The organism is Arthrobacter sp. B1I2, assembly GCF_030816485.1.
Classification (GTDB): domain Bacteria; phylum Actinomycetota; class Actinomycetes; order Actinomycetales; family Micrococcaceae; genus Arthrobacter.
Map to the genome: position 1 here is coordinate 1,468,922 of NZ_JAUSYC010000001.1, position 18,542 is coordinate 1,487,463.

The 18,542-nt window shown below is 67.1% G+C and carries 16 protein-coding genes and 1 pseudogene; 8 read left to right on the forward strand and 9 right to left on the reverse strand.

Annotated elements, in window-relative coordinates; translation table 11 throughout:
* The first annotated feature begins 78 nt into the window (after positions 1-78).
* Together QFZ57_RS06805 and QFZ57_RS06810 are read left to right on the forward strand one after the other, a co-directional pair.
* Positions 79-2,019, forward strand: a complete 1,941-nt coding sequence (locus QFZ57_RS06805; protein ID WP_306898988.1) for a primary-amine oxidase — start codon at positions 79-81, stop codon at positions 2,017-2,019.
* Positions 2,006-2,470 carry a hypothetical protein gene (locus QFZ57_RS06810; RefSeq protein WP_306898990.1) on the forward strand — a complete coding sequence of 155 codons (465 nt, stop codon included), beginning with the start codon at positions 2,006-2,008 and terminating at the stop codon, positions 2,468-2,470. The genes QFZ57_RS06805 and QFZ57_RS06810 overlap by 14 nt, the downstream gene beginning before the upstream one ends.
* A gap of 16 nt (positions 2,471-2,486) precedes the next feature.
* On the opposite strand, the gene QFZ57_RS06815 is transcribed toward QFZ57_RS06810, so the two are convergent.
* The 5 genes from QFZ57_RS06815 to QFZ57_RS06835 form a co-directional block, all read right to left on the reverse strand.
* Positions 2,487-3,473: an NAD-dependent epimerase/dehydratase family protein gene (locus QFZ57_RS06815; protein WP_306898991.1), complete on the reverse strand. Its 987-nt coding sequence runs from the start codon at positions 3,471-3,473 to the stop codon at positions 2,487-2,489.
* A gap of 107 nt (positions 3,474-3,580) precedes the next feature.
* Complete coding sequence (locus QFZ57_RS06820; RefSeq protein ID WP_306629687.1) at positions 3,581-3,955, reverse strand: cupin domain-containing protein; 375 nt, start codon at positions 3,953-3,955, stop codon at positions 3,581-3,583.
* A gap of 147 nt (positions 3,956-4,102) precedes the next feature.
* The gene (locus tag QFZ57_RS06825) at positions 4,103-4,861 is read right to left on the reverse strand and encodes a ThuA domain-containing protein (RefSeq protein ID WP_306898994.1); all 759 of its coding nucleotides are present in this window, start codon (positions 4,859-4,861) and stop codon (positions 4,103-4,105) included.
* Positions 4,861-5,991, reverse strand: coding sequence for a Gfo/Idh/MocA family protein (locus QFZ57_RS06830; protein WP_306898996.1), 1,131 nt, complete (start codon positions 5,989-5,991; stop codon positions 4,861-4,863). The genes QFZ57_RS06825 and QFZ57_RS06830 overlap by 1 nt, the downstream gene beginning before the upstream one ends.
* 141 nt (positions 5,992-6,132) lie before the next feature.
* Positions 6,133-7,131, reverse strand: a complete 999-nt coding sequence (locus tag QFZ57_RS06835; protein ID WP_306898998.1) for a LacI family DNA-binding transcriptional regulator — start codon at positions 7,129-7,131, stop codon at positions 6,133-6,135.
* Positions 7,132-7,586: 455 nt separating this feature from the next.
* On the opposite strand from QFZ57_RS06835, the gene QFZ57_RS06840 reads away from it, so the two are divergent.
* Positions 7,587-8,876, forward strand: a complete 1,290-nt coding sequence (locus QFZ57_RS06840; RefSeq protein WP_306629701.1) for an ammonium transporter — start codon at positions 7,587-7,589, stop codon at positions 8,874-8,876.
* Between the two features lie 67 nt (positions 8,877-8,943).
* Here the strand turns inward: QFZ57_RS06840 and QFZ57_RS06845 are convergent, their stop codons facing one another.
* A complete protein-coding gene (locus QFZ57_RS06845) occupies positions 8,944-9,969 on the reverse strand; it encodes a glycoside hydrolase (protein WP_306899001.1) in 1,026 nt (341 codons plus the stop codon).
* A gap of 180 nt (positions 9,970-10,149) precedes the next feature.
* Positions 10,150-13,643, reverse strand: a pseudogene (locus QFZ57_RS06850) (DEAD/DEAH box helicase).
* Between the two features lie 250 nt (positions 13,644-13,893).
* Here QFZ57_RS06850 and QFZ57_RS06855 point away from each other — a divergent pair.
* The 3 genes from QFZ57_RS06855 (at position 13,894) to QFZ57_RS06865 (ending at position 16,099) form a co-directional block, all read left to right on the forward strand.
* Positions 13,894-14,589 carry a protein tyrosine phosphatase gene (locus QFZ57_RS06855; protein WP_306899003.1) on the forward strand — a complete coding sequence of 232 codons (696 nt, stop codon included), beginning with the start codon at positions 13,894-13,896 and terminating at the stop codon, positions 14,587-14,589.
* A 177-nt stretch (positions 14,590-14,766) separates the two neighbouring features.
* Complete coding sequence (locus QFZ57_RS06860) at positions 14,767-15,345, forward strand: RNA polymerase sigma factor (RefSeq protein WP_306901547.1); 579 nt, start codon at positions 14,767-14,769, stop codon at positions 15,343-15,345.
* Positions 15,338-16,099 carry a hypothetical protein gene (locus QFZ57_RS06865; RefSeq protein WP_306899005.1) on the forward strand — a complete coding sequence of 254 codons (762 nt, stop codon included), beginning with the start codon at positions 15,338-15,340 and terminating at the stop codon, positions 16,097-16,099. The genes QFZ57_RS06860 and QFZ57_RS06865 overlap by 8 nt, the downstream gene beginning before the upstream one ends.
* A gap of 15 nt (positions 16,100-16,114) precedes the next feature.
* Here QFZ57_RS06865 and QFZ57_RS06870 read toward each other — a convergent pair whose 3' ends face one another.
* Complete coding sequence (locus QFZ57_RS06870; protein WP_306629706.1) at positions 16,115-16,684, reverse strand: COG4315 family predicted lipoprotein; 570 nt, start codon at positions 16,682-16,684, stop codon at positions 16,115-16,117.
* Between the two features lie 218 nt (positions 16,685-16,902).
* Here QFZ57_RS06870 and QFZ57_RS06875 point away from each other — a divergent pair, with 218 nt between their 5' ends.
* Together QFZ57_RS06875 and QFZ57_RS06880 are read left to right on the forward strand one after the other, a co-directional pair.
* On the forward strand, positions 16,903-17,403 hold the full coding sequence (locus QFZ57_RS06875; protein ID WP_306629707.1) for a sigma-70 family RNA polymerase sigma factor: 501 nt from the start codon (positions 16,903-16,905) through the stop codon (positions 17,401-17,403).
* Positions 17,400-18,056 carry an anti-sigma factor family protein gene (locus tag QFZ57_RS06880; protein WP_306899008.1) on the forward strand — a complete coding sequence of 219 codons (657 nt, stop codon included), beginning with the start codon at positions 17,400-17,402 and terminating at the stop codon, positions 18,054-18,056. The genes QFZ57_RS06875 and QFZ57_RS06880 overlap by 4 nt, the downstream gene beginning before the upstream one ends.
* Here the strand turns inward: QFZ57_RS06880 and QFZ57_RS06885 are convergent.
* Entirely contained in the window at positions 18,053-18,532 is a 480-nt protein-coding gene (locus QFZ57_RS06885) for an SRPBCC family protein (RefSeq protein WP_306899010.1), read from the reverse strand. The two genes, QFZ57_RS06880 and QFZ57_RS06885, sit on opposite strands and share 4 nt — an antisense overlap.
* Between the last annotated feature and the right edge of the window lie 10 nt (positions 18,533-18,542).

Genomic DNA, 18,542 nt, shown 5'->3' on the forward strand with positions numbered 1-18,542 from the left:
GTTACGGACCTTTATTCTCTACAACTATAGAAAATAAACCCCCCAGTGGCCGGCGACGGCCCGGACAAAGGTTCTCCCATGACTCTTGCACCAACCCGCACTTCATCTGCCTTCCGCCTGGCAACGGCGCAGGAAATCCTGGACGTCCGCTCCATCCTGAAGTCGGAAGGGCACCTGGGCCCGCAGCACCGCATCGCCTACCTGGGGCTGCTTGACCCGGCGCGCGGCGCGGATGCGGAGGAGGCGGAGCGCCGGTTCCGCGTCTTCATCCACGATGTCTCCGGCGCTGCGCCGCGGGACGTCGTTGTCTCCACGACACAGCAGAGGGTGCTGGCCGCCGTCGAACTCGACACTGCGGCGACCGGTGAACTGCCGGTCCTGGAAGAGGAGTTCGAAGTGGTGGAGTCCCTTCTGGCCACTGATGAACGGTGGCTCAAGGCCCTCGCGGCCCGTGGACTCGCCGTCGAAAAGGTCCGTGTTGCCCCGCTGTCCGCCGGTGTTTTCGAATACGCCGAAGAGAAAGGCCGGCGCATCCTGCGCGGGCTGGCGTTCGTCCAGGAGTTCCCGGAAGACAGCGCGTGGGCGCACCCCGTGGACGGCCTGGTGGCGTATGTGGACGTGGTGAGCAAGGAAGTCACACAGGTGATTGACCTGGGTGTGATGCCCATCCCGGCCGAACACGGCAACTACACGGACCCGGAACTGACCGGCCCGCTGCGGACCACTCAGAAGCCCATCAGCATCACCCAGCCGGAAGGGCCCAGCTTCACCGTCACCGGCGGCAACCACGTGGAGTGGGAGAAATGGAGCGTGGACGTAGGGTTCGATGTCCGCGAAGGCGTGGTCCTGCACAACCTCGCGTTCCAGGACGGCGGCCGGAATCGGCCCATCATCAACCGGGCGTCCATCGCCGAAATGGTGGTCCCGTACGGTGATCCCTCGCCCGTCCGGTCCTGGCAGAACTACTTCGACACCGGCGAATACCTGGTGGGCCAGTACGCCAACTCCCTGGAGCTGGGCTGCGACTGCCTGGGGGAGATCACCTACGTCAGCCCCGTCATCAGCGACGCCTTCGGTAACCCGCGGGAAATCCGCAACGGCATCTGCATGCACGAGGAGGACTGGAGCATCCTCGCCAAGCACTCCGACCTGTGGAGCGGCGTCACCTACACCCGCCGCAACCGGCGCCTGGTGATCTCCTTCTTCACCACTATCGGCAACTACGACTACGGCTTCTACTGGTACCTCTACCTGGACGGCACCATCGAATTCGAAGCCAAGGCCACCGGCGTCGTTTTCACCTCCGCTTTCCCCGAAGGCGGCTCGGACAACATCTCCCAGCTGGCCCCCGGTTTGGGCGCGCCGTTCCACCAGCACCTCTTCAGTGCCCGGCTGGACATGGCGATCGACGGGTTCACAAACCGCGTGGAGGAAGAGGACGTGGTCCGCCAGGCGATGGGTTCCGGCAACGAGCGGGGCAACGCCTTCTCCCGCAAGCGGACCCTGCTGGCCCGCGAATCGGAAGGCGTCCGGGAAGCTGACGCCCGCGCCGGCCGCACCTGGATCATCTCCAACCCCGAATCCCGCAACCGGCTGGGCGAGCCGGTGGGCTACAAGCTGCACTCGCACAACCAGCCAACGCTGCTCGCGGATCCGGGCTCCTCCATTGCCCGCCGCGCGGCCTTCGCCACCAAGGATCTGTGGGTCACCCGCTACTCCGAGGATGAGCGGTACCCCACGGGCGACTTTGTGAACCAGCATTCCGGCGGCGCCGGCCTGCCCGCCTATGTGGCGCAGGACCGGGACATTGACGGCCAGGACATCGTGGTGTGGCACACCTTCGGGCTGACGCACTTCCCGCGTATTGAGGACTGGCCGATCATGCCGGTGGACACGGTGGGTTTCAAGCTGCGGCCCGAGGGGTTCTTCGACCGCAGCCCCGTCCTGGACGTGCCGGCCAACCCGAACAAGCAGGCCGCCTCATGCCACACCGAGGGCGGCAGCGGTGGCTGCCACTAGCCTCGCCCCCGCCACGGCAGGGAGTACGACGGCGGCAGCACGGGGCCGCGCCCACGATCCCGTCCTGCATCCCCGGCTGGTGGCCGTGGTCACCGCCCTGGGCTGCGCTGCGCACCTGTGGCTGGCCGCATCCAGCCATCATGACGTCTGGCTCGCTGTCCTGATGGTGGTGCTCGCCGCCGTTTGCCTCCCGTGTGCCGTCCATATCTGGCGGTACAGCAGGGTGGGCGCGCTCCATCAGGTAGCCGGTGCTGCCGCCGCCATGGCTGCCCTGCACGCATCCCTGCTGCTCGGCTCCGGCGGTGCGGGACACTCCCACGCGGGGGTGCCGCCGTCGTCCGCTGCCCATGCGGACGGTGCCGGCGGGCTGCTGTTGGTCATCGCGCTGGAACTGGTGACGGCGCTGCTGGCTGCCTCGCTGGTGGCGCGGCTCAGGCGGCTGCCCGCGTAGCGGGGCCCAGCCCGCCTCAGCCGGCCGGGACGCCCAGCGGGCGGGCGACGTGCAGCCGGTCATGGTCAACAAGCCATCGGATGGACTCGAAGACGGCCTGCTCCGGCTCATACCGTGGCGCATAGCCCAGCACCGACGCGGTCTTCTCGATGCTGAAGCATTGGCTGCGGAAGAGGTGGCCCCAGCTTGACTCGGCGTACTCCGGGGAGGTGTTTTCGCGGAACCGCTCCCAGCTGACCGTCTCCAACACCGCGGCGTGCCCGAACCAGGCGGCGGCGATATCCGCGTAGCCGCGGACGGTCAGCGCCGTCGGGGCCACAATGTTGAAGTCCTCGCCGGTGGCGGCCTCCCGCCGGGCGATGGCCTGCTCGAAAGCCTGGGCGACGTCGTCGGCATGTACATGGTGCATCAGCTCGGCCCCGCTGCCGGGGACGCGGAGGGGCTGGCCGGCGGACAGTGTCTGCCAGACGGCGGGGTCGAGGTTGCCAAGCGGGCCGACCGGGTGCCATCCCGGCCCGACGATGTGGCCCGGGTGCAGCGAGGTGGTTGCCAGCCCGCCGCGGGCCGTCTCCTCCTGCAGCATCAATGCAATCCGGTTCTTCTGGATGCCGTACTCACCAAAAGGCTCAGCGGCAGAATCCGAGCCTTCCCTGATTGGCAACTTCAGGCTTTGCCCGTAGCGCCAGATGGAACCGCAGTGCAGCAGGTGCCCCACCTCGCCGCGCAGCCGCTGCACCAGCGACGTCGCCGATTCGAGGGTGAAGCAGACCAGGTCCACCACGGCGTCCGGCTTGAGCGCGGATACGCGGTCCGCAAACGTTCCGTCCCGGTCTTCCGCCTGCCGGTCCGCGGTGACGTGGTGCACCTGCTGCCATTCAGGTGAGTCGGTGTAGGGCCTGCTGGTACCGCGGCTGATGTTGGTGACCTCGTGGCCGGCGCGGACCAGCCGGGGGACCAGGAACGAACCGATGTGGCCGCTGCCGCCGATGACGGTGACTTTCATTGCTCTCCGATCGTTTGTGTTTCCCTCAACCGTAGGGCCGCTGCAGCAGTAAAGGGAGGTCCTGGCGGGCCTCCCTTTGCTGCTGCAGCCTGCTTGCCGCTCCTAAGTCAGGCGGGCTTGGCGTACTCGGCTGCACTCATGACTTCATAGCCAACGAACGTCTCGTCGTTTTCCACCCAGGCGTCGTGCCCGGCGGGAATGGAGTAGGCGTCGCCGGTGTGGATGGTTTTCTGCGTTCCGTCGTCGAGTTGCACCGTGAGGGTGCCGGCGGTGCAGAAGCCGAGGTGGTTGTTCTGGCAGCTGTCCGTGTGGACCACGGTCTTGACGGTCTCTGACCAGCGCCAGCCGGGCTCAAAGGTGAAGCGGCCCAGGGTGGCGCCGCCAATGCTGACCACGTCAACCTGGGTCTTGGGTGGGCGGCGCTTCTCATCGGGTTCGTTGAAAGATTTGGATTCGAGGTTCGTGACCGTTACTGCAGGCATTTCTGGCTCCCGGTAAGGAGTGGTTGTTAATTCATCCGGCGCGCTGGGCGACGCCGGGAAATGGCTCGCCAGGGAGGGATGTGCCCGTCCAGAACCTGCCGAACCGCGTGCGCGACGCTCTCAATGTGCTCCCGGCCGGGCCGGATGTCAATGACGCTTTTCCTCCTGGAACCACTCCCGGGCAGGGTTGGTCACTTCCGGGGCGGAACGGTTCAGCCCCGGTTGCGCCGTCCACTTGACGCCGTTGGCCAGCACCCGCTGGATCTGCGGGTGGTGGTACACCGGGTACTCCTGGTCGCCCGGGCTGAAGTAGAAAATGCGGCCCTTGCCGCGGGTGAAGGTAACACCGGAACGGAACACTTCGCCGCCCGCGAAGGAGCTGATGAAGATCAGGTCGTCCGGGTCCGGGATGTCGAACAGTTCCCCGTACATCTCCTGTTCGGGGATGACGATGGGGCTGTCCACGCCCTCGGCGATCGGATGTGAAGGCTTGACGGTCCAGACCAGCTCGCGTTCGCCCTCGTTCCGCCAGGCCAGCGAGCAGCTGGTACCCAGAAGCTTGGTGAAGATTTTCGCGAAGTGCCCCGAATGGAGCACGATCAGTCCCATTCCGCCGAGTACGTGCCGGTGGACGCGTTCGACGACGGCGTCGCTCACCTCGCCGTGGGCCATATGGCCCCACCAAAGCAGGACGTCCGTTTCCGCCAGCACCTCCTCGTCAAGGCCGTGTTCGTCGTCCGTGGCGAGGACCGCCGTCGTAATTTCTGCTTCTGGGTAGAAGGAACGAAGGCCCGCGGCGATGGCGCCGTGGATACCCTCCGGGTAGATTTCCCCGATGTGGGAGGGCTCGTTGATGGCCTCGTGGACGCCTTCGTTCCACACCCGGATTTTCAGTTTGCCGTTCATTAGAGACGGACCTCCCTCTGCTCCCGCGCGGACTGGTAGCACGCATCGATGATCTGTGCCCGGTAAAGCGCCAGGGATCCATCGTGCTCACCCCAGACTGCCTCGCCCCCGCGCACTGCCGTTACGAAGTCTTCCACCACTGCATCATGGGCGCGGCCCGGCACTACCGGCGGAATGTAATCGGCGGATTCGCCGTCCTTGTCCGTGAACACGCGGAGCTGGCCGACCGGCGGGAACGGCGCACCCTGTACCTTGAGCTCGGCGCCGCCGTCGGTGCCATAGATCGTGAAGTCGAGCAGGTCGTCGGTTTCCCGGTACGTTGCCCAACTGGCCTCGATGAGCAGCGTTCCACCGCCCTCGAGGCGGATGAACGCCGATGCGAAGTCTTCCACCTCGAATGCGTGGGTGGAGGCGAGGGCCGAGTACTGGCTTCCACCGCCGCGGCCCTGCGGGCCCAGCTCCGAATGGGTGGCGGCGGACACTGCCAGCACTTTCGGTTCGCCGAGGAGGTGCAGGGCGTAGTCGAGGGCGTGAACACCGATGTCCGCCAACGGTCCGCCGCCTGCCAGCTCCGGGTTGGTGAACCAGCTGCCCAGTGTGGGAATGCCGGAGCGGCGGAGCCAGGACGCCTTGGCGTAGTAGGGGCGGCCCAGCCCACCCTGGTCGATGATTCCCTTCAAGGCCTGGATGTCGCCACGGCGGCGGTGGTTGAAGGCGACGTCCAGGACTCGTCCGGCCTTGCGTGCCGCGTCAACCATGGCTTGGCCTTCGACGGCGTTGCGCGCGATGGGCTTCTCGCTCAGCACGTGCAGTCCCCGTTCCAGTGCCGAGATGGCGATGGGGGCATGCAGGAAGGTGGGTACTGCCACACTGACAGCGTCCAGACCGCCGTGGTCCAGCATGTCCTGCCAGTCCGCAAAGGCGTTGGGAATCGCGTACTCGGCTTGCAGGGAGTCGCGGAGGTCCTGTTCCATTCCCGCCAGCGACACGATGCGGACGCCTTCCAACTCGGAGTAAGCCTTCAGGTGCTGCTGGCCGGCCCAGCCAATGCCAACAACACCTACCCTCAGTTCCGTCGCCGGGGCTTCGCCCTGCGCAGCTGGGTGTTCGGAGGATTGCTCGTAGGTCACGGGTGGGTTCCTTCAGGTCGTGTTCTTGTTGACGCGCTGCCGAAGCGGCTGGAATCGATGACGAATGCGGGTTGTGTGCAAGGGTGACATTTGGAATCGATTCCAAAAGTCTGTCAGCGGCTGCGCGGGACTGTCAACCTCTTAGCTTTTGGTGGAGCCGCGAACCACCAGTTCGTGCGGGAGGAACGTCCTGCCGCGGCGGTGCGCGCCCGGCTCTGTCATCCGGTCCAATAGCGCCTTAAAGGCGAGTTGGCCCATGTCATAAGCCGGCTGCCTGATGGTGGTCAGTTCAGGGACGCACATTTCCGCCTGTATTGAGTCGTCGAAACCCGCCACGGCAATGTCGTCCGGGACCCGTAACCCTGCCTCAGTAATTTCGCGGACGCATCCGGCCGCCACTGTATCGCTGCCGCAGAATACGGCGTCAGGCAGGTGGTCCGCGGCGAGGAGTTCCCTGGTAAGGCTCCGCCCGGCATGGAAGTCGAAGTCACCGTTGGCGAAAAGGCTCTGTGCCGCGTCCAGGCCTGCCTCGGACAGGGCTTCGCGGAACCCTTGTTCGCGCAGCCTCCCCGAGCGGGCCGCCCGGTTGCCAATCATGGCAAGCCGCCGGGCGCCGGTCCTGATGAGGTGCCGCGTGATGTCGGATGCGGCCTGCCGGTCGTCTATGGATACACCGAAGGCTGCTTCCGACTCCGCTACCTCGCACAGTTGGACGACGCTCAGTTGGGTGGCGAGTGACTCAATCTCGGCATCGGGCATGGTGGGCGAAAAAAGGATCAACCCGTCCACGGATCCGTTCCGGAGCATGTCCACGAGCTGCTGCTCCCGTTCCAGGCTCCCGGACGTGGGGGCAATGAGGCTGACGTAGCCGGACAGCGCCGCGGCGTCGCCCACCCCGCGGAATGCTTCACTGATGATGGGGGACTCAAGGTTTTTGGAGAGGGCCAGGATGCGCATGGTCCGGTCGCGGCGCAGGTCGCGGGCGGAGGCGAGCGGCCGGTAGTTGAGCTCCCGGATTGCTCCTGCCACCTTTTCCCTGCTCGATGCGCTCACTGCCGGACTTCCGTTGAGTACGCGCGAGACCGTGCCGACGGACACCCCCGCGGTCTTGGCGACGTCCTGCACGGTGGCTCGAGCCATTCCGATGTGTCCTTCCGCGGGCGGGGCCCTGGTCTGTTCCGGCGTGTGGGTTTTTCAGCTTAGCCGCCGCTCAGGTGGGGCAAGGATGGGGAGTCGTTCATGCATCCAAGGCGCAGGAGCCCGGTCCACCGTCACCCAGGGCATACTTTCGGTGCAGGCTACTGGTGCTGCCCCTGCAATCCCGGCCACCCGCCGTCGTGCGGTTCCCTAAAACCTGCCCTGCGTGACGCACGCGTAACTGCTGCGAGTGGCGGGACGCCTGAAACTGGCCAGTGGACGACTGAAACCACCATTTAACACATCCGAAACCCACCCAAAAATCGCCGCCATACAGTTGGAACCAGACGGCACCAGCCGCCCCTCCGCTGAACGTGGTGTCTCCGTCCACGTCCCTCCGCAGAGCGGCTCTGACGGCAACTTACCGTTCTCTCTTCGCATCTTGAAAGGGGTTTCCCATGGATTCGGGAAATGTCGCTTGGATTTTGGCCAGCTCAGCGCTGGTGTGCATGATGATCCCCGCCCTGGCCCTGTTTTACGGGGGCATGGTGGGGTCGCGCCGCATCCTCAACATGATGATGATGTGCTTCGGCGGCGCCAGCCTGGTGGCCGTCCTTTGGGCACTGTTCGGGTACTCCATGGCTTTCGGCAACTCGGTGGGCGGCCTCGGGCTGATCGGTGACGTCACCGAATTCCCCGGCATGGGCCAGCTGCTGGCCAAGGATGACTCGGCGTCCATCCCGGTGATCCTGTTTGCCGCATTCCAGCTGTTCTTCGCCTGCGTCACCACGGCACTGGTTGCCGGGGCTGCTGCGGGGCGCATGAAGTTCGGCGCCTGGATGCTGTTCGCCGGCATCTGGGCCACGATCGTGTACTTCCCCATCGCGCACTGGGTGTTCGCCTTCAACTCCGCGGACGGCAGCACGATGGGTGGCTGGATCGCCAACGGCATCAAGGCCATCGACTTTGCCGGCGGTACCGCGGTCCACATGAATGCCGGCGCCGCAGCGCTGGCCCTGGCACTGGTCCTCGGCAAGAGCTCCGGCTGGCCCAAGGTGGAACACGCCAAGCCGCACAGCCGGCCGCTGGTGCTGGTGGGTGCCGGCCTGCTCTGGGTTGGCTGGTTCGGCTTCAACGCCGGTTCCGCGCTCTCCGCCGGCCAGTCGGCGTCGGTGGTCTTCCTTAACACGGCAGTCGCCGCGTCCGCCGGCCTGCTTGCCTGGGCCCTCGTGGAGCGGGTCCGCCACGGCGCAGCCACCAGCATGGGCGCCGCATCCGGCCTGATCTCCGCGCTGGTGGCCATCACTCCGGCCTGTGGTGCGGTCAGCCCGCTCGGTGCCGTGGCCATCGGCGCGATTGCCGGGGCCGTCTGCTCACTGGCCATCGAACTCAAATTCCGGCTCGGTTTCGACGATTCCCTGGACGTCGTGGGCGTACACCTGGTGGGCGGCATCCTGGGGACCCTGCTGATCGGCCTCTTCGCCACCGACGCCGCCCCCAACGGGGTCAGCGGCCTGTTCTACGGCGGCGGGTTCGAGTTGCTGGGCGTCCAGGCGATCGCCACCGTCAGTGTGCTGGCCTACTCCTTCGGGATTACCTGGATCCTGGCCAAGGTCCTGGACAAGACCATCGGCCTGCGCATCAAGCCCGAGGACGAACTGCGCGGCATCGACCTCGCAGCGCACTCCGAGCTGGCGTACCTGACGGACGAGGACCCGGTGGAACTCGGTTCCCCGCAGCGGGTCTAACGAAAGCTGCCGGGCGCCCGTCGGCTGGGGACGGCGCCCGGTGCACGCCCTTCGTCATGCCCCGCAGCTAATGCTCGATGCACACCAGGTTTCCGTCGCGCACTTCCAGCACAGCCGCCCGGACGTGGCTGAGCCGGATGCGCGGGTCCGGCGCCATCGTGTCGATGTCCTCGCCGCCCCAGTAGGGATGCGTGAAGTACACCAACAGCGCACGCTGCGTGCCGCCGTCGGACGTTTCCCCGGACGTCCCGTCCGGAAGGGGCACCACGTCCGCATGGCGCCCGACGACGGCCCTTCCGTCCACGGTCTCCGGCGCCATGAGGACCAGGCCGCCAAGGTGCTCCTGCCGGACCCAGCCGCCGGTTGCGTCCCCGGAGCGGTAGATGCCCTGGCCGCGCCACTCGTCCACGATCATCCAGTAGCTGCCGCCGAGCCGGAACACCTTGGGTCCTTCATGGGGCCTCCCCGCAATCGCGACACCCTCCAGCGTCCACGACGACGGGTCGCCAGGTGTGTCGCTGACCGCGCTGTACGTGTTGGAACCGCGGGCCTCGTCCTTGTACCAGAGCCGGTACCGGCCGTCCCCGCACCGGGCGACCGCGGCGTCGATCACGCGCGGTGAGTCCAGGTCGATGCGGCCCAGGTACTCCCAGTTCGCCAGGTCCTGGCTGGCAAACTGGACGATGTCAGCCTGTCCGGTCCAGTCGGTCCGCCGGCCGCCCAGGACCGTAAGGTACATGATCCACTGGTCCCCAATGCGTACGACGTCGGGCGCCCACAGGGTTGCCGGCAGTTCCGTTCCCGGCGGGGTGAGACCCTCCACGGTGCCCTGGTAGCGCCAGGTGGCGCCGCCGTCGGAAGACCTCGCTGCGCCGATGCCGGTCCCGTGCACCCATTCAACCCCCGCCAGTCCCGGCGCGGTGGCGCGGCGCTGGGTGTACAAGAGGACCCACTCGCCCTTGAGGTGGTCGGCGACGAGGACCGGATCCGTGGGGCCGTCCCAGACGGGGTCCCGGTACGGCATCCGGAAGGCGTCGGGGCGCAGGGGAGGAATGGTTGCTGGTGTTTCATCGGTTTGATGCTGCTGCGGCACGTCTTCTCCAACGTTGTACTTTTGCGTTGGATACCAGCATAGGTCGCGTTTCCCGACGCGCTTATCCATCCTCGCTGCGCACATTCCCGGGCGCTACGGATATCCGGGTCGCGCAAAAGGAACCTGCGCGTCGAATCTGCAAAAGTGGGTCGAAACCGGGGGAGGGCAGGGCCGGGGGCCTTACTCCTTGAACAGCCCCGCCAGGTCTTCGGCGGTGATCGCCCCGCCGGCCAGGGCTTCGCCCTCCATGACGTCCGCAAAGAGCTGCGACTTCCGGGTCTTCAGCGCCATGACCTTTTCCTCGATGGTGTCCTTGGCCACCAGCCGGTACACCATCACGTTCCGCGCCTGGCCGATCCGGTGCGTCCGGTCCACCGCCTGCGCCTCGGAGGCAGGATTCCACCACGGATCGAGCAGGAACACGTAGTCGGCCTCGGTGAGGTTCAGCCCAAAGCCACCGGCCTTCAGCGAAATCAGGAACACCGGCGCGCTGCCGTTCTTGAATTCACTGACCACGTCGGCGCGGTTCCGGGTGCTGCCGTCCAGGTAGCAGTACTCGATGTCCTCCTCGTCCAGCCGCTCCCGGACCTTCCCCAGGAAACCCGGTGAACTGGCTGAAGATCAGCGCGCGGTGCCCCTCGGCCACCAGGTCATCGAGCTGCTCGAACAGGACGTCCAGCTTGCTGGAGCGGACCGCGGACAGCGCCGGATCCACCAGTGATACGTCCAGGCTGAGCTGACGCAGCAGCGTCAGGGACTGGAAGATGGTGAACCGGTTCTTGTTGACGTCCTCGATCAGGCCCAGGATTTTCTGCCGCTCGCGCTGCAGGTGCGTCTGGTACACCTTCTGGTGCCGCGGATTCAGCACCACTTCCAGGATCTGCTCCTGCTTGGGGGGCAGGTCCTTGATCACCTGGTCCTTGGTGCGCCGCATCATCAGCGGCCTGACCCGGCGCCGGAGCTTCTCCAGTTGCCCCTTGTCGCCGTTCTTCTCCACCGGCTTCTGGTAGTACTCGGCAAAGCGCTTGGGGCTGGCGAACAGGCCCGGCGCCACGATGGACGTCAAAGCCCAGAACTCCATGAGGTTGTTCTCCAGCGGGGTGCCCGTGATGGCCAGCTTGAACGCGGCCGGGAGCTTCCGGGCGCACTGGTAGGCCTTGGACTGGTGGTTCTTCACGAACTGCGCCTCATCCAGCACCAGCCCCGCCCAGGTGTGGGAGGCGTAGGCCTCGTAATCGATGCGGAACAAGGCATAGGAGGTGATGACGACGTCGGCCCCCGCAAGTGCCCCCGCCACGTCCTGGCCGTTCTTGGCGAACGTCTCGCCCACCGTCCGCACGGTAAGGCCAGGGGCAAAGCGCGCGGCTTCGGCGGCCCAGTTGCCCACCACGCTGGTGGGGGCCACCACCAGGAAGGGCGCGACGGCGGCGGGCCGGCCATCAGCGCCGGCGGCAGCGCCGCCGTCGGCCTGGTCCCGGGACGCAGCGGGGGACGGAGCCGCCGCTGCATGCTCCTTCGCCGCGCACATCAATGCCAGCGCCTGGACGGTTTTACCCAGGCCCATGTCGTCGGCCAGGACGCCGCCCAGCCCGTGCTTGTACAGGAAGCTGAGCCAGTTATAGCCTTCCAGCTGATACGGGCGCAGCTCGGCGTTGAGGGAGGAGGGCAGCGGCAGCCCGTCCACTCCACCTTCAAGGAGGCCGCCCACCGCGGACCGCCAGGCCGCGGCCTGCTCGTCCACGATGCCCAGCTGCGCCAGCTCGTCCCACAGCCCTGCCTGGAACCGGCTGATCTGCAGCGGCGCGTCCTTGTTGTCCTGCAGCGACCTGGCTTCCTCGATCAGCGCCCGCAGCTGGTGCAGCTCCGGCAGGTCCAGGGAGAAGTAGGCGCCGCTGGGCAGGAGCATCTTGGTCTGGCCGGCGGCCAGGGCGGAAAACACGGCAGCGAAGGACACGGGCTGGCCTTCCAGGGAAATCTGGATGCCCAGATCGAACCAGTCGCGCTGTTCCGTGGCCTTGGTGGAGATCGAAACCACCGGTGCGTCTTCGGCTTCACGGTAGTCGGCCATCTCACCGGCCGTGTCCACGTCCACGTTTGGTGCTTCGCGCAGCCGGGGCAGCACTTCCTCCGTGAAGGCCAGGGTGTCCAGGCCTGTCAGTTCGGCGGAGGCTGCCAGCCGGGGGGTGCCCCAGCCGCCCGTGGCGGACTCGCCCAGGGCGGGCACCACGTCCCACGGGTGCCCCACGCCTTCCAGGATGCGGGTCTCCGCGGTGTCATCGCGGTAGCCCTGGTCGCCGGGGTGCCGCCACAGGGGCTGCGCGGTGACCAGTTTGCCGGTCTTGTAGTGCCACTCCCAGTGCAGCCGCACCCGGTGGTCCGCGCCGTAATTGGCCAGCAGCGACAGGGTGGGGACGGCCAGCTCGGGCAGCTCCACGGACTTGTCGCGCGCCGTGACCCGCGCCGTCTGCTTCAGTTTGGGGTAGAAGCCCGTCAGGAACCGCGACTCGTCCCGTGCCGGAATGTGCAGGGTGCTTGCGGCCGTGACAAACGCCAGCAGCTCCTCGCTCAGCCCGCTCTCCAGCGGCGCCAGCGTGATGGTGCCGTCGGGGTCGGGGACGCCGGGCAGCGCCGCCTCGCCGGATGTGAAGAACAGGCCGTGCGCGGGCCTGCCGATCGTGCCAACGGACGCCGGATCAACCTCTTCGCCTTCAACGGTGATGGTGGGGGAAAGCTCCAGCCCGCCGTCGGACGCCTCGTCCTTGGCCTTTGCGCCGGGGTCCGCCGTGGAAGGTTCAGTCACCGGGGCGCCGTACCGGCTCAGGGAGAGCCCGACGGCGGCGGGGGCTTCGGCGAGCCGGACCGGCTCGGTGCCGCGCGAGTGGACCAGGGCGAGCCCGATCTTCCTCGCCTCGGCCAACAGGCCCCACAAGTTCTTCCCCGCGTAGGAGTTCAGGCTCAGCCACAGGCCCGCAGAGTTGTGCATCCGGCTGGCCGAGGAGGAATGGCCGGCCAGGAACTCCTGCAGCCACTCCACGTGCGCCTGGTTCGATTCGCGCCGGAAGTTCAGGTAGTTCAGGGTGTTCCAGGAAACGTCACCCCGGATCCACTTGCCCTTGGCGCCCATGATCACGGGCCGGACCTTGAGCTGCCGCACGCCGCGCACCGGGTCCCGGCGGCCGGTGTAGGAGAAATGCGGAGGCGGTTCCTCCACCTCAAACTGCAGGGCCAGGGGAACGCCGCTGGTGGAGGGGGCGGAACCGGGCTGGGAGATCAGCGGGCTGAGGGCCTGCTCCCAGTCGGAGAGGGCGGCGGAAGGTGCACGCGACACCTGTGTGGAAGCGGACGGCGCCAGCAGCTGCACCCGGATGGACGGGTTGTCCTCGGCGGCGAAGAGCAGGGCCGCCACATGCTTGCAGTCCTTGCGGACCGGGCAGCTGCACACGCCTACAGTGCAGCTCCAGCCGCCCGCCTTCCGGACCAGCTTGGCCGTGGTGGAGTAAGGAACCTCCGCACCGCCCCGGACCTTCCCCAGCATGAGCCCGGTGCCGCCGTCGAACGATATGCCCGAAACCCTGCTCGCCATGGCATACGCCAGCCCGGCCCGCCAGCGAGCGGTCGCTGATGGCGGGTGTCTGTATCGCCAGATCCGCACTTTCGTCCGGTTGGGATGGCATGTACGCGCTACTTTCGGCAGGTCACGGCGGAGCAGGGTCCGGTGGGTGGTTATCTGATCCATCTTAGTTCGGCCCGCGCAGACCCAAGAACCTGGTGGCCGGTCGCGGGGGAGACGCCGGCGGCCCTGATTACCGGGGAAAAGAAATTCCGAACACCCGTAACCTTTCCGCGACCGCAGGCGATGTAGTCCGTGATGGGCCCGCACGGCGGGCCCACTCTGATGTGTTGTCTAGGTTTTGGAGAAGTTAAATGTCTGTGTTCACCGTTCTCGCCACCAGCAAAGTTGCCGCCGGAGTCCTGGCTGCCGGAACCCTGGCAGTGGGAGGAACCGGCGCCGCTGCCGTCTCGGGCGTCCTCCCCACCCAGGCCCAGCAAACCGCCCACGAGCTTTTTGGCGCACCCGCCCCCACGCTCGCAGCCGAAGCGGCGGCTGATGCCCAGGCCACCCCGGCTCCCACGGCCACCGAAGCTGTGACCGACGCACTGAAGACTGCCGACGCCGATGCCTCCGCCAGCGCTTCCGGTGCCGCTGCTGCCTCCGACGAGAAGGTTACCGCTGACGCAACCGCTTCTGCAGCAGCCAACACTGCCGTTGACGCCGCCGGCCCCGCAGCCCTGGGCCTCTGCACCGCCTACACCCACGGCGGACTGGACGCTTCCTCCAAGGCGTTCTCCTCGCTGTCCATCGCAGCTCAGGGTGAGGCGAACATCGACGGCTACTGCACCGACGTCGTGGCCAAGGCCGACGCCGCAGCCAAGGCCGGCACCGAGTCCAAGGGTTCCGCTTCCGTCGAGGTTGAAAAGCCTGAGGTTCCGTCCGCTCCCGCCGTTCCCGCAGTTCCGGCCGTCCCGGGCGTCGACGGCGCGACCACCGTTCCCGCCGTTCCTGCCGTTCCTGCCGCTGGCGGCAACACCGTTCACGCGCCGTCAGTTTCGGCCCGCTAAGGCAGATTGGCTAGTCTGGACTGCGGCCGCGGCTATGCTGCGGCCGCAGTCCGGCCAACCGGGCAAGGGCGCTTGGGCAGGGCACCCCTGGAAAGCCCCGCAAAGAGGCAGTTGGAAGACCACGGGGACTGGCAGTCCGTACCGGAAACCGGGACCAGGCGCAGGCCGGACCCCGGGATGGAGGAGCCGCTGGTGCTAGACACTTTGGTTCAAGAAGAGATCGACATATTCGACAACGCAACCGGAACAGATCCGGCCGCGTTGTTCGCGGCTGCCTATCGAATTTTTGCGGGCCCGGTGCAGGGGTACCTCAAGGCGAGGGGACTGGATGATCCCGAAGCTGTCACCCAGGATGTCTTCCTGGCCTTCTATCCCCGAATCGGCAACCTCACCGGCGGCCTTCAAGGCGCCAAGTCACTGATCTTTTCTATCGCCCACGCCCGCATGGTGGACCACTACCGCCGGCTGGAGCGCAGGCCACAGCTGACACCGTACGACCCCCAGCAGGACGGCCGCACCTCACCGTCCGCCGAGGACGACGCCGTGGAACTGACCGGCGGAGCCTCGGCCATGCTGGAAGGGCTCAGCGGCGAACACCAGGAAGTCCTGGCCCTGCGCGTCGTGGCGGACCTGTCCATTGACCAAGTGGCCACCATCATGGGCAAGAGCGCCGGAGCAATCAAGCAGCTCCAGCGCCGGGCCCTGCAGAACCTCAAGGCACAAACGCTCAAGAGAAACCAGGCGAATCATGAGTGATACCGCAGGACCCCGCAACGACGGGACCGTGAACCAGCTCCTGCTGGAAGCAGGAATGGACGACGACGGCCAGCTCCGTCACGCCCTGGCCAACCTGCGTGCCCTGGCGGCGGAGACTCCGGAGCCCTCCGCCGAAGTCGCAGCGCTGATGGCAGGCAGATCCACTGCCCGCCCCGCCGTCACTGCGGTGCGTCCCGCCGCCGAACCCACGGCAACGTCGGTGCTTCCCGCAGGCCAGTCGGCAGATGAACTTGCTGCCCGCCGCAAGACGAAGCGCCGCATCACGCTCACCACCTTCTCGGTGGCCGCGTCGCTCGCGGCCGGTGGTGCTGTGGCCGCCGCCTCCGACCAGGGGTTCCGCGAATCCTTCACCCAGCTGAACCACGCCGTCACCTCGTTCGTGGCAGGGTCCACCGTGGGGCCCACCGGCCACGACGCGAAGCAGGTGCCTGCGCCCCTCCCCGCGGCGCCCCGGCCGCCGGCAACCAGCGGTCCGGACGCCATCCCGGCGGCACCCGCGCAGGCTTCGGCACCCGCTGGCGCGACGCCGTCGAGCATCCCGGCGCGGCCCGGGAACACTCCCAGCCATGGCGCGGCCGCCCAAAAGCCGGGAGAGATCCCCGCGGAACCGGCCCTGCCCGCCACCGTTCCGGAGGATGTCAGGAAGGGCCTGGAACAAGGTCCGAAGCTGCCCGTTCCTGTGCCCACCGAAATCCCGCTTCCGCGTAAGGCCCCGGACGTTCCGCTGAGGTAGGGGCGGACCGCCTTCCTAGTAGCCCTGGCCGGCTGCCTTGATCATCGCGCCCGACGGGTCCGACAGGTACCAGACGCCGCCGACGCCCTGGCCCAGGACGTCGCCCGGCTTGGTGTCCTTCACAAAGTAATAGAGGGGCATGCCGTTCAGCGTCACCTGCTTTTTCCCGTCAGGGTTGGTGATGGTGCCCAGTTTCCCGCCCACACCCTCTGCCGTGGGCGAACCCGAGGTGGTGGTCAGCGGCGGCCACTGGACCAGGCAGGAGCCGGTGCAGGCGCTGGTGCCGGAGTCCTTGGTGTCCTTGGTGAAGAAGTAGAGGCTCATTCCCTTCGCGTCCACCACAATGTTCCCTGCCGATGAGGACGCGGTTTTGAGGTCGACGGCGGCGCCCGCCTGCGACGATGACGCCGAGGTGGGGGAGGCACTGGACGAAGATGCGCCCGAAGAAGTGGCGCTGGATGCGCTGCTGCCGGCTCCCGCGGCCGGACTGGAGGCCGCCGGCGCTGTGCCGGTGCTGTTGCCGCAGCCGGTGAGGGCTGCCGCCAGGGCCAGGATGGCAAGGCCTGGCCCGAGATGGTGCTTCATGGTGTGCTCCTTGGTGTATTTTCTCGGCTGGTGCTTTGTTGGCTGGCACCCGCAGTCGAATCACCGGGTGCTAACCCCTACGACGCTTCCGGGTAAAGAATGGTTCACAGGTGTGCTGTGGAGCCGCGATTGAACCGTTTCCTGCTTCCCGACGTGATAACAGCCGGGAGCCCAGGGATGCCGTGCGTTCCGCTCAGGGCAGTGACGGGAGGAGTGGGATGCCGCTCGATGATGACGTGGTGGAGGCCATCTACCGTGAACACGGCAGCGCCCTGCGCCGTTTCGTGCTCAGCGCCACCCGGGATCCGCAACTCGCTGAGGACGTGGTCCAGGAAACCGTGCTCCGCGTCTGGCAGCACGCCCCGGACGTCAACGGCAGTTTCCGCAGTTATCTGTATCGCACGGCCAGGAACATCATGATCGACAATTACCGCCGGAGCCAGCGCCGCCCGCAGGAGGCGCTGGGGAGCGGCCTCACCGACCCCGCCGAGGTGATGGGACGCGTTGACGAGATGCTCAACCGGGTCCTGATGGAGGAAGCGCTGCTGCGGCTGAGCAAGGAACACCGGGACGTCCTGGTGGCCCTGCATTACCGCCGGTTCACGGTCAACGAGGCAGCCGTCCAGCTCAACGTCCCCAGCGGAACGGTCAAATCCCGCGCCTTTTACGCCCTCCGGGCACTGCGCACCATCCTGGACGAAATGGGGGTGGAACGGTGAACACCAACCCGCACCACCTGCTGGGCGCCTACGTGCTGGGCGGCCTCGAACCTGCCGACCTAGCCCTCTTCGAGGCGCACCTCCAGGACTGCGGCACCTGCCGGAAGGAACTGGCGGTGCTGGAGAAGGTACCCATGCTCCTCGACTCCCTTCCCGTCCCTGCCGCCGTGGCGCTCGCTGGCATTCCCGGCGGCAGCGAAGCGCCCGCAGCGGGCGTCCCGGCCCGCCTTTTCAACGAACTGGCACACCGCCGTCGGACAGTACGACGGCGGTGGGCAGCGCTGGCGGGCGCCGTTGCCGCTGCCTGCCTGGCCGTGGGACTGGCGGTGGGGCCCCTGCTCGTCAGGCCGGCGCAGCCGGACGCCGCCTACTCCGTGGCGTCCGGGGGAGGGCTGCAGGTCAACATCGACATGGCACGTAAGACGTGGGGAACCGAGCTGGCGGTGAGCGGCAGCAGCCTCCCGGCGGAGGGCACGCTCTCGCTGTGGGTGCGTGACCGTGCCGGCGGGGAGGACCGGGCCTGCGCCTGGACGGCCACCCCCAGCGGAAAGGTCAAGGTCACCGGGGCAACGCCCATCCAGCTGGGCAGCATCTCCAGCGTGGAGCTGCGCGACGGCGCCCAGCGGGCCGTGGCGGTCATCACGGTCCCCTAGGGTTTAAGTGCCCTGAACTCCGCCACCAGCGCCTCGTCCTCGCAGGCGCGGGCGAAGGCCTGGATCCGCCGCTCGATCTCGTAGCCAAGCAGCCAACTGCCGATCCGCTCCATTACGGGCCGGAGCAAAGCCGGACGGCATGAAAAGGTGTACTTCCAGACTGCCCGGGTGCCGCCGTCGTCCGCGGTGAAACGCCAGCCACCGCCGAAGTTCGTGAAGAACCACGGCCCGGACACCATGGTCATGCCCACGTTCCGGGGCGGCGAGTAGGAGACGTACTGGCTCACCATGGCCAGGCCAAGCCGCGACCGGGTGCGGGTGCGGACCCCTTTTCCCGGCGCGTCCGCTCCGTCAAGGAAGCCTTGGGCAGAAATGAAGGGGTCCCACTTAAGCCGGAAGTTGCCTGTGGTCTGGGAGAAGGCGAAGGCAGTCTCCGGATCGATGCGGATGAAGCGTTCGGCACGTACCTGGGGCATGGCTCAACCT

Excerpts from the sequence above, each read along its gene's own strand:
- QFZ57_RS06805 (WP_306898988.1), top strand. The coding sequence starts at position 79 with ATGACTCTTGCACCAACCCGCACTTCATCTGCCTTCCGCCTGGCAACG.
- QFZ57_RS06815 (WP_306898991.1), bottom strand. The coding sequence starts at position 3,473 with ATGAAAGTCACCGTCATCGGCGGCAGCGGCCACATCGGTTCGTTCCTG.
- QFZ57_RS06820 (WP_306629687.1), bottom strand. The coding sequence starts at position 3,955 with ATGCCTGCAGTAACGGTCACGAACCTCGAATCCAAATCTTTCAACGAA.
- QFZ57_RS06825 (WP_306898994.1), bottom strand. The coding sequence starts at position 4,861 with ATGAACGGCAAACTGAAAATCCGGGTGTGGAACGAAGGCGTCCACGAG.
- QFZ57_RS06835 (WP_306898998.1), bottom strand. The coding sequence starts at position 7,131 with ATGGCTCGAGCCACCGTGCAGGACGTCGCCAAGACCGCGGGGGTGTCC.
- QFZ57_RS06840 (WP_306629701.1), top strand. The coding sequence starts at position 7,587 with ATGGATTCGGGAAATGTCGCTTGGATTTTGGCCAGCTCAGCGCTGGTG.
- QFZ57_RS06855 (WP_306899003.1), top strand. The coding sequence starts at position 13,894 with ATGTCTGTGTTCACCGTTCTCGCCACCAGCAAAGTTGCCGCCGGAGTC.
- QFZ57_RS06860 (WP_306901547.1), top strand. The coding sequence starts at position 14,767 with ATGGAGGAGCCGCTGGTGCTAGACACTTTGGTTCAAGAAGAGATCGAC.
- QFZ57_RS06865 (WP_306899005.1), top strand. The coding sequence starts at position 15,338 with ATGAGTGATACCGCAGGACCCCGCAACGACGGGACCGTGAACCAGCTC.
- QFZ57_RS06870 (WP_306629706.1), bottom strand. The coding sequence starts at position 16,684 with ATGAAGCACCATCTCGGGCCAGGCCTTGCCATCCTGGCCCTGGCGGCA.
- QFZ57_RS06875 (WP_306629707.1), top strand. The coding sequence starts at position 16,903 with ATGCCGCTCGATGATGACGTGGTGGAGGCCATCTACCGTGAACACGGC.
- QFZ57_RS06885 (WP_306899010.1), bottom strand. The coding sequence starts at position 18,532 with ATGCCCCAGGTACGTGCCGAACGCTTCATCCGCATCGATCCGGAGACT.